The organism is Actinomadura soli (assembly GCF_005889715.1).
GTDB lineage: Bacteria > Actinomycetota > Actinomycetes > Streptosporangiales > Streptosporangiaceae > Spirillospora > Spirillospora soli.
Genome location: NZ_VCKW01000282.1, coordinates 1 through 10,002 on the forward strand (window position 1 = coordinate 1; position 10,002 = coordinate 10,002).

The window sequence follows — 10,002 nt, forward strand, 5'->3', positions numbered from 1 at the left end:
AGCCCGCCCATCTCCGCAGCCACGGCTCCGCCGCCCTCCCGACCGCGGCGGGATCCCGGTTCAGCTCGTGGCGCTCCCCCGCCAGCACCGTCACCTGCGTCGCGTCCGCCCCGTCCGGCACTCCGAACGGGTCGCGGTCGCCGTTGACGACGACGACCTCCACGCCCGCGGAACGCAGCTCGTCCACCCGTGTCCTCTCCGGGTTCCGCGGCGGGTGCAGCGGAAACGCCAGCGCGAGGACGCCCACCGCGCCCGCGGCCGCCGCCGTCCGGCACGCCACCCTGGCGCCGTTGCTCCGCCCTCCCTGCACGAGCGGAACGTTCCCGGCCCGCTCCCGCAGCATCCCGACGATCTCCAGCCACGCCTCGTCCTGCTTCGCCACCGGGCCGGGCGCGCGGCGGCCCGCGAGCCGGAACGGCTGCGTCACCCGCGCCACCGAGCCGCCGAGCCCGAGCGCGGTCTCCCGGACGGCCAGCAGGTCGGGCGCGTCGACGCTCCCGTTCGAGCCGTGCGTCAGGACCAGCAGGAACGCGGGGTGGTCCGCCTCGTCCAACAGCACCCCGGCCGGCCCGTGCGCCGTCACGACCTCCATCCGCCCACCGTAGCCCGCCCCTGAAACGATCACCGCGGCGGGACGCCCGCGCCGGACCGCGGTTAGCGCTCGGGCCGGTCGGAGGGGCCCATGGCCAGGCGGAGCCGTTCGGCGAAGCTCTCCTGCAGCAGAGGGCCCCACGCGTAGTCACCGGGGACCTGCACGGCCTTGCCGACCGCATCGTGCGCGTCGCCCGCGCGCCCGCCGTCCGGGGCGTCGGCGTGCCGGACGGCGAGCAGCGCGTACATGTGGTCGAGCGCGCCGAACGCCTCCCCGGCGAGGGCGGGCAGCGTCCCGTCCGACACGGCCTGCTCGACGACCGGCTCCCACCACAGGGCGGACGGGTCGCCGTCGTCCTCGTCGCCGCCGAAGTCGCGGCGGAGCCGCGCCCGCACCTGGCCCGCGGTCGCCGGGTCGGACAGCCCCCGGCGCCACACCTCCGCCGCCTCGCCGGCGCGTCCCCGCAGCGGCAGCGTCCGCGCCAGCAGCTCGGTGGCGAGGGGCCCGACCTCCGGGTCGGACGGATCCTCCCCCAGCGCCGCGCCGAACGACCCGATCGCCTGGTCGAGGTAGGCGATGCCCAGCGCGACGGCGAGCCGCGCGTACGCGTACGGGGCGGTGCCGCGGTCGATCAGCTTGAGCCCGGCGGCCAGGACCCGCTGCGCCCGCGCGGGCTCGCCGCGCTCCAGATGCCGCTGCGCGAGGTCGTGCGCGGCGGGCGGCCCGTACTCGGCGTCGCCCGTCGCGATCACCGCCTCCCAGTGGCCCCGCGCCTCGTCGAACGCGCCGGCGTCGTCGGCGATCCGGGCGAGCGCCAGATGCGCGGGCGGAAGGTAGGCCGGGTTGCCGAAGTCGACCACCACGCGCCACGCGGGCGCCGCCTCGGCGTGCTCGCCGGCCCGTTCGTGCGTGACCGCCAGATGGTAGGCGGCGCGCGGACCGTACTCGGGGTCGCCGGTGGCGATCGCCGCCCGGTCGGCCTCCCGCGCCCGCTCGACGTCCCCGGCGTCGTCGAGGACGACCGCCAGCCCGAGCGCGGCCTGCGCCCGGCAGGACGTCTCACCGAGCTCCAGCACCTTCTCGAACAGCAGCGCCGCGCGCCCGGCCTCGCCGTTCTCCGCGAGGCTCCGCGCCTCCTCGCACATCTGGGCCGGGTCGTCGGTCACGGGACTCATCAGTCTCTGCCCTCTGGGTCGGGGGTCCGCAGAGAGCCTAGCGATCCCCCGACCCGGCGTCTCGCGACGCCGCCGGTCAGTCTTCGAAGGCCCGGTCAGTCTTCGAATGCCTCGGGGGGCGGGCAGGAGCAGAGGAGGTTGCGGTCGCCGTAGGCCTGGTCGATGCGGCGGACGGGAGGCCAGTACTTGTCCCCGCGCAGGGCCGGGACGGGGTAGGCGGCCTCCTCTCGGGTGTAGGCGTGCTTCCAGTCGTCGGAGATCAGGCAGGCGGCGGTGTGCGGGGCGTTCTTGAGCGGGTTGTCCTCGGCGTCGTAGCCGCCGTCCGCGACCCGCTGGATCTCCCGGCGGATCCCGATCATGGCGTCGCAGAACCGGTCGAGCTCGGCGAGGTCCTCGGACTCGGTCGGCTCGATCATCAGGGTTCCGGCGACGGGGAAGGAGAGGGTCGGGGCGTGGAAGCCGTAGTCGATGAGGCGCTTGGCGACGTCCTCGGCGGTGATCCCGGTCTCCTTGGTGATCTTGCGGAGGTCGGCGATGCACTCGTGGGCGACGAGGCCGTTGCGGCCGGTGTAGAGGATCGGGTAGTGCGGGGCGAGGCGCGCGGCGAGGTAGTTGGCGGCGACGATCGCGCCCTCGGTGGCGGCGGTGAGGCCGTCCGGGCCCATCATCGCGATGTAGGCCCAGGAGATCGGCAGGATGCCCGCCGAGCCCCACGGGGCGGCGGAGATCGGGCCGACGCCGGTCTCAGGCCCGGCCTCGGCGCGCAGCGGGTGGTTCGGCAGGAACGGGGCGAGGTGCTCGCGGACGCCGATCGGGCCGACGCCGGGCCCGCCGCCGCCGTGCGGGATGCAGAACGTCTTGTGCAGGTTGAGGTGCGAGACGTCCGAGCCGAACTCGCCGGGGCGGGCCAGGCCGACGAGGGCGTTGAGGTTGGCGCCGTCGACGTAGACCTGGCCGCCCGCGTCGTGCACGGCCGCGCACACGTCGGTGATCGTCTCCTCGAAGACGCCGTGCGTGGACGGGTACGTCACCATGATCGCGGCGAGCCGCCCGCCGTGCTTGCCGATCTTGGCGTGCAGGTCGTCCAGGTCGACGTTGCCGCCGTCGTCGCACGTCACGACGACGACCCGCATCCCCGCCATGACGGCGCTGGCGGCGTTGGTGCCGTGCGCGGACGACGGGATCAGGCACACGTCCCGGTGCTCCTCCCCGCGGGAGGCGTGGTAGCCGCGGATCGCGAGCAGCCCGGCCAGCTCGCCCTGGGAGCCGGCGTTCGGCTGGACGGACACCTTCGCGTACCCGGTGATCTCGGCGAGGGCCGCCTCCAGCTCGCCGATCAGCTCGACGTACCCGGCGGCCTGGTCGACGGGCGCGAACGGGTGGACGTTCGCGAACTCCGGCCAGGTGATCGGCTCCATCTCGGCGGTGGCGTTCAGCTTCATCGTGCAGGACCCGAGCGGGATCATCGAGCGGTCGAGCGCGACGTCCTTGTCCTGGAGTTTGCGCAGGTAGCGCAGCATCGCGGTCTCGGAGCGGTGCGCGTGGAAGACGGGGTGGGTCAGGTAGGGGCTCTCGCGGCGCAGCGTGCCGGGGAGCGCCTCCGCCGCCTCGCCCGCCTCGGCGGCGCCGAACGCCTCCAGGACGGCGGTGACGTGCGCGGGCAGCGTCGTCTCGTCGCAGGCGATCCCGACGTGGTCGGCGTCCACGGGACGCAGGTTGACGCCGCGCTCGCGGGCGGCGGCCACCACCTGGGCGGCGCGTCCGGGCACCCGGGCCAGGACGGTGTCGAAGAACGCGCCGTGCACGACCTCCACGCCGCCCTCGCGCAGCCCAGCGGCGATCTCCGCGGCGCGGCGGTGCGCCCGCTGCGCGATCGCGGCGAGCCCCTCGGGCCCGTGGTAGACGGCGTACATGCTCGCCATGACGGCGAGGAGCACCTGGGCCGTGCAGATGTTGCTGGTGGCCTTCTCGCGCCGGATGTGCTGTTCGCGGGTCTGCAGCGCCAGCCGGTGGGCGGGCGCGCCGTCGGCGTCGACGGACACGCCGACGAGCCGTCCGGGGAGCTGCCGCTGGATGCCCTCGCGGACCGCCATGTAGCCGGCGTGCGGGCCGCCGAACCCGAACGGGACGCCGAACCGCTGGGCCGAGCCCACGGCGATGTCGGCGCCGGACTCCGCGGGCGGGCGCAGCAGCGTCAGGGCGAGCAGGTCGGCCGCGACGACCGCCTGCGCGCCGCGCTCGTGCGCCTGCGCGATGACGGGCTCCAGGTCGCGGACGGCGCCCGAAGCGCCCGGATACTGCAGCAGGACGCCGAAGACGTCGCCCTCGGGCAGCCCGCCGGACAGGTCGGCGACGACCACCTCGATGCCGAGCGGGACGGCCCGCGTCCGGACGACCTCGATCGTCTGCGGGAGCACGTCCGCGTCCACGAGGAACGTTCCCGGCTCCTTGCGCTTGGTGACGCGGTGCGCCAGGGCCATGGCCTCGGCGGCGGCGGTGGCCTCGTCCAGCATGGACGCGTTCGCGACCGGCAGCCCGGTCAGGTCGCTGACGGCGGTCTGGAAGTTCAGCAGCGCCTCAAGGCGCCCCTGGGAGATCTCCGGCTGGTAGGGGGTGTAGGCGGTGTACCAGCCCGGGTTCTCCAGGACGTTCCGCATGATCACGCCCGGGGTGATCGTCCCGTGGTAGCCGAGGCCGATCATGGAGGTGAGGACGGTGTTGCGGGCGGCGAGCTCGCGGAGGCGGTCCAGCGCGGCGGTCTCGCTCAGCGCGGGCGGCAGGTCCAGCGGGCGGGAGGTGCGGATCGCGGCCGGGACGGCGTCGTCGATCAGCGCCTCGACGCCCGCGTAGCCGATGGCGGCGAGCATCCTCGCCTGGTCGTCCGGCGACGGGCCGATGTGCCGGTCGGCGAACGCGGAGCGCGGATGCTGCGGCGCGGCCACGGGGGCGAAGAACTGGGCGGTCATGGAGAGCCTCCTGGCTGCTGCGGTCGCTCAGGTGGGCCGCCTGGCGCGCGGGCCGGCGGCCGGTCTCCCCCTCTGTCATCGGCACCTGAGAGCTTCACCCGCGCTGCGGGGTTTCCCCTTCGGTGAGCCGCCTTCCCGGGACGCGGGAATCGACGCCTGCTTTCCAGAGGTGCCTCGCCCGAGCGGTCCTTTTGCCTGAGAGGTTCCGGGGAGGTTGCCCCTTCGGCGCCCCACGCTGGCGGCGTGGGATCTCTCCCGCACAGGGTCGACGGCATGTCCAGGACAAACCCTACCCAAAGTTCGGTTCCCGCGATCACAGCAGGTGCCGCCGCGGCCGTCCCCGCAGGCCCGGCCGCCGTACCAGCAAGTACGATGTGCATTCCCACCTGGGACGGAACGAGCCTCGGGCGACGCGGACGGAGATGGTCCGTCGAGCGGAGCTCGTCCGTTGAATGGCGGTGGGCGGGGGGCTGGAGGACGGTGGCTGCGGGGTGAACGCGCGACGCCCCGGAGGGCGCAGGTCGACGGCGCGCCGCCGGTTCTGGGACGCTGATCGCGATGGCGGATGGTCAGGGCGGCGGTACGGCGTGACGCCCATCCACGACGAGACGGTGCACTCGCGGCAGGGCACGGCCGCCGGTGCGCCCGTCGACGAGCCCGCCCGGCCGGACCGGATCCGCCGCCCGGCCGACGCGATCCGCTTCGCGGCGTCGGTCGTCGGGCTCGCGGCGGTCATGCTGCTGGTGTCGATCGCGCAGGAGACGACGCACGGCCTGCACACCGACATCGCCGAGGGCGCCGCGCACGCGCCGCGCCTGCTGCTGTCGCTGGCGACGCTGGTGTCCAGCTTCGGCGTGCTGGCCGCGCCGATCGCGTTCGGGATCGAGCGGCTGTTCCACAAGGACGGGATGCGCGTCGCGATCGCCCTGCTCGCCGCCATGATCGCGTTCGGGCTCACGGTCGGCCTGGACGATCTCGTGGTGCGGGGGGCGCCCGGCGGCGTCCTGGACTCGCTGATCTGGGGCGGCACGGAGACCGCCCCGGTGCACACCGACATCGCGCCGGTGATCGCGTTCGTCAGCGCGGTCGGGATGGCGGGCCGCGCCCGCTGGCAGGCCGCGACCTGGACCATGATCGGGCTAGCGGCGCTGACGGGCCTCACCGCGTCCTACGCCTCGGTCGCCGCGCTCGCCGCCACCTACTTCCTCGGGCGCGCCATCGGCCACGGCACCCTGTACGTGGTCGGCACCCCGAACCCGCGCCCGCCGGGCCGGGCGGTGGTGGCGGCGCTGGAACGCCTGGGTCTTCGCCCGGAGCGGGCCGCGCGCATGGACGAGCCCGCCGACGGCGCCGAGGAGACCCGCCGGTACGGCGTCGTCCTCGCGCCCCGTCCCGGGAACGGAAGCGGCTCGCGGCTCCCCACGGGACGCGGCGCGCACGGCGACTGGGACCTGGAGCTGCACGTCCTCGACCGCGACCAGCAGACCGCGGGCCTGCTGTACCGGGTGTGGCGGCTGTTGCGGCTGCGCGCCACGACGACCGGGCGGGCGCTGCGCTCGCTGCGCCGGTCCCTGGAGCAGGAGTCGCTGATGGCGTACGCGGTGGACGCGGCGGGCGTCCGGACGCCGCGCCTGATCGGGACGTCGGAGGTCGGCACGGAGGCCGCGCTGCTCGCCTACGAGCACGTGCCGGGCCGGCGGCTCGCGGACCTGGACGACGAGGAGATCACCGACGGGCTCCTGACGGACGTGTGGCGGCAGTTCCGCGCGCTGCAGGAGGGGCGGCTGGCGCACCGCCGGCTGCAGGACGGCGCCATCCTGGTCGGCGACGACGGCAGCGCCTACATCACCGACCTGCGGGCCGGGGAGATCGCGGCGGGCGACCTGGCGCTGCGGCTCGACCTGGCGCAGGCCCTCACGACGCTGGCGCTGCGGGCGGGCCCGGAGAGGGCCGTCCGGACCGCGGCGGCCGTCCTCGGCGAGGAGGCCCTCGCCGCCGCCGTGCCGCTGCTGCAGCGGGTGGCGCTTTCCCGGACGACCCGGACCGCGCTCCGGCACGACCGGGACCTGCTGACCCGCATCCGGGAGCAGATCGTCCGGCTGAAGCCGGAGACGGAGGTCGCGCCCGCCAGGCTGGAACGCTTCCGCCCCCGGACGGTCTTCAGCATCGTGGCGCTGTCGGTCGCGGCGTACATCGTCATCCCGCAGGTGGCGAGCCTCGACATCGGGACGATGACGGCCACCGCGAGCTGGCGGTGGGTCCTCGTCGCGCTGGGCGCGGCGGCGCTCACCTACGTCGCGGCCGCGCTGATGCTGATGGGGTTCGTCCCGGAGAAGCTGCCGCTCGGGCGCACGGTCCTGGTGCAGCTCGCCGCGTCGTTCGTGAAGCTGGTGGCGCCCGCGGCCGTCGGCGGCGTCGCCGTCAACACCCGCTACCTGCAGCGCTCCGGGGTGCGGCCGGGCCCGGCCGTCGCGAGCGTCGGCGCGTCGCAGCTGGTGGGGCTGGTCACGCACATCCTGCTGCTGGTCCTCTTCGGGTTCCTCACCGGCTCGACGTCGAAGGCGACGCAGGACCTCGCGCCGTCGCGGGCGGTCGTCATCGCGGTGCTGTCGCTGGGCCTGCTCGCGGGCCTCGCGCTGACCGTGCCGCGCGTCCGGCGGGAGGTCACGTCCCGCCTGAAGAGCATGTTCTCCGGCGTGGTGCCCAGGCTGGTGGACGTCCTGCAATCCCCGAGGAAGCTGTCCACGGGAATGGGCGGCACACTCCTGCTGACCGTCGCGTTCGTGCTGTGCCTGGACGCCTCGATCCGCGCGTTCGGCGGGTCGCTGCCGCTGACGACCGTCGTGGTGGTCTTCCTCACCGCCAACGCGCTCGGGTCGGCCGCGCCGACGCCCGGCGGTCTCGGTGCCGTCGAGGGCGCCCTCACCCTGGCGCTGACGATCTCGGGGCTCTCCGCGGAGACGGCGACGTCCGCGGTCCTGCTCTACCGGCTGCTCACCCTGTGGCTGCCGGTCCTGCCGGGCTGGGGGGCGTTCACCTATCTGCAGCGCAAGGAGGCGCTGTAGTCATCCGGTGCGGCGCGCGCGGCGCCGGTTGGCCAGCTCGTCGTGCGGATGGCCGGACGGGTCGTCGTCGGCGGCGGCCCGCTCACCGGGTAGTTCCGCGAGACTGCCCTCCACCTCCTGCCACACACGTCCGAGCGCGATGCCGAACACGCCCTGCCCGCCCTGCAGAAGGTCGACGACCTCGTCCGGCGACGTGCACTCGTACACGCTGACGCCGTCGCTCATGAGCGTGATCTGCGCCAGATCCTGCACACCGCGATCGCGCAGGTGGGTGACGGCCGTGCGTATCTGCTGCAGCGAAACCCCGGTGTCGAGCAGCCGCTTCACGACCTTCAGGACGAGGATGTCGCGGAAGCTGTACAACCGCTGGCTCCCCGACCCGTGCGCGGGCCGCACGCTCGGCTCCACCAGCTTCGTCCGAGCCCAGTAGTCCAGCTGCCGGTAGGTGATCCCCGCCGCGGCGCAGGCCGTCGGGCCGCGGTAACCGACATCCTCCGGCGGCGCCGACACCCGCGTGTCGAAGAGCAGGCCCTGCTCTCCGGCGCGCTGGGACGCCATATGCCTCTCGGGGGTCGCCTTGCCCTCGCCGCTGCTCACCGCCACGCGGACCTCCGGCTCCAAATCATCCCGTGGCGCTTCGTCAAGGGGGTTTGACGAATTACACCACGGGTGTTCCACCAGCACGGTAGGTGCCGGTCAGGGTGGGGTCAACGTTCATCGTCGGCGCGTCGCATGCCCGGATGAACCGGCTTCACGTGGGCAAACGGTGCTTGTTGGCATTTACACTCCTCCTTCGGCCCTAGAGGGCCTCCATCGTCGTGAAATGCTGTGCTGTGTTCATTGCAGTGCCCTCCTCCTTCGGCCCTCGCGGCCTCCATCGTCGGGCACTGCGTGCGATCGCTGCATCGCTCCGTCTCGCCTGGCGGCTCGCTGCGCGATCAGGTTCTCGCAAGCTCGAACCTGCCTTCGGACGCGATCGCGACGCCCCAGGTTGTCGCGGGGTGGCGGTGGTGGCCGAGGTAGTCGCGAAGGCGGCTACCGCCAAGCGATCAAGCTCATCTTCAAGAATCCCCCGGAACAGGGACAACAAACCCACTACCCGCCTGCGATCGTGCGCGTCCACGCTATCTCGCTGCGAAGACCCTTCCCCGCAGGCTCGCCTGCGGGTCTCCCCCGAGCGCGGCCTTGACCGGTGTCAGCCGGCTCGGCCGAAGTCTTCTGGGGAGATCGTGTCAAGGAACTCGCGGAACTTCTCTACTTCGTCTTCTTGCTCGTCGGGGATGGCCACGCCGGCCTCTTCCAGGACGTCCTCGCTGGCGAAGATCGTGGCGCCGGTGCGGAGGGCGAGGGCGATGGAGTCGGACGGGCGGGCGCTCACCTCGACGCCGTTGGAGAAGACGAGGTCGGCGAAGAAGATGCCCTCGCGCAGCGCGGTGATGTTGACGGTGCGGAGCTGGACGCTGAGCGCGTCGAGGACGTCGCGGAACAGGTCGTGGGTGAGGGGGCGGGCGGGCAGGACCCCCTGCTGGGCGAAGGCGATCGCGGTCGCTTCGACCGCCCCGATCCAGATGGGCAGATAGCGGTCGCCCTCCGTCTCCTTCAACAGGACGATGGGCTGATTGGAGGGCATCTCGACCCGGACGCCGACGACCTCCATCTGCTTCACTGCGGCTCCCTGCTGGTTCTCGCTATCTCGATCACCACGTGCAGCGGATCGATTCGTGACCGAACCCTGTAGCCAACGTACACCCCGCCCCGGACAGCTCGTGATGCCGCGCGTCCGGCAAAATCCTCCGCGGCGTGCATGATCAGCGGTCGAGGCTTTCGTTCAGGCCGGCGGAGACCAGCGCGGCGTGCAGTTTGACCGACAGGGCGGCGATCTCGCGGGCGGTCTCGGCGGCCTGCTCGTGGGCGCCGCTGCTGCGGCGGCGCAGCTGCGGGGCGACCATCTGCTCGATGAGGCCGACCTGCCGGTCGGCGGCGGCCTTGACGGCGCGCAGGTGCCGGACCTCGAAGCCGAACTCGCCGAGCGCGGCGGCGACGCGCGCGATGTTGAGCGCGTCGCCCTCGTAGTGGGCGCCGGTGCGGCGGACGAGGCCGTACTCCTCCAGGCGGGCGAGGAGGGCCTCGTCGATCCCGGCGCCGTCGAGGAGCTGGCGGCGGGTGAGGCGGACGGCGGGGTCCTCGGCGGTGGTGTCGGCGGC

6 protein-coding genes, 1 pseudogene and 2 riboswitches are annotated in these 10,002 nt (G+C 73.6%); of the genes and pseudogenes, 1 reads left to right on the top strand and 6 read right to left on the bottom strand.

Going from position 1 to position 10,002, the window contains the following annotated elements:
• The 3 genes from ETD83_RS35025 to gcvP all read right to left on the bottom strand — a co-directional run.
• Positions 1-592, bottom strand: a 592-nt coding sequence (locus tag ETD83_RS35025; RefSeq protein ID WP_138649501.1) for an alpha/beta hydrolase family protein, incomplete at its 3' end; no start/stop codon positions are given.
• Positions 593-654: 62 nt separating this feature from the next.
• Positions 655-1,767, bottom strand: coding sequence for a tetratricopeptide repeat protein (locus ETD83_RS35030; RefSeq protein WP_138649502.1), 1,113 nt, complete (start codon positions 1,765-1,767; stop codon positions 655-657).
• A gap of 95 nt (positions 1,768-1,862) precedes the next feature.
• Entirely contained in the window at positions 1,863-4,733 is a 2,871-nt protein-coding gene (gene gcvP / locus ETD83_RS35035) for an aminomethyl-transferring glycine dehydrogenase (protein WP_138649503.1), read from the bottom strand.
• 62 nt (positions 4,734-4,795) lie between these two features.
• Positions 4,796-4,906, bottom strand: a riboswitch (glycine riboswitch).
• A riboswitch (glycine riboswitch) is annotated at positions 4,907-5,001 on the bottom strand.
• 319 nt (positions 5,002-5,320) lie between these two features.
• Between gcvP and ETD83_RS35040 the strand changes: the two genes are divergently transcribed.
• Positions 5,321-7,798, top strand: coding sequence for a lysylphosphatidylglycerol synthase transmembrane domain-containing protein (locus ETD83_RS35040; protein WP_230421388.1), 2,478 nt, complete (start codon positions 5,321-5,323; stop codon positions 7,796-7,798).
• Here the strand turns inward: ETD83_RS35040 and ETD83_RS35045 are convergent, their stop codons facing one another.
• From ETD83_RS35045 to ETD83_RS35055, 3 genes and pseudogenes are all read right to left on the bottom strand, one after another.
• On the bottom strand, positions 7,799-8,401 hold the full coding sequence (locus tag ETD83_RS35045) for a MerR family transcriptional regulator (RefSeq protein ID WP_138649505.1): 603 nt from the start codon (positions 8,399-8,401) through the stop codon (positions 7,799-7,801).
• Positions 8,402-8,993: 592 nt separating this feature from the next.
• Positions 8,994-9,464: a bifunctional nuclease family protein gene (locus tag ETD83_RS35050; protein WP_067886188.1), complete on the bottom strand. Its 471-nt coding sequence runs from the start codon at positions 9,462-9,464 to the stop codon at positions 8,994-8,996.
• A gap of 142 nt (positions 9,465-9,606) precedes the next feature.
• Positions 9,607-10,002: pseudogene (locus ETD83_RS35055) on the bottom strand (MerR family transcriptional regulator); the annotation flags it as partial.

Bases quoted from the DNA above. Each gene is read 5' to 3' on its own strand.
- ETD83_RS35030 (WP_138649502.1), bottom strand. From the start codon at position 1,767: ATGAGTCCCGTGACCGACGACCCGGCCCAGATGTGCGAGGAGGCGCGG.
- gcvP (WP_138649503.1), bottom strand. From the start codon at position 4,733: ATGACCGCCCAGTTCTTCGCCCCCGTGGCCGCGCCGCAGCATCCGCGC.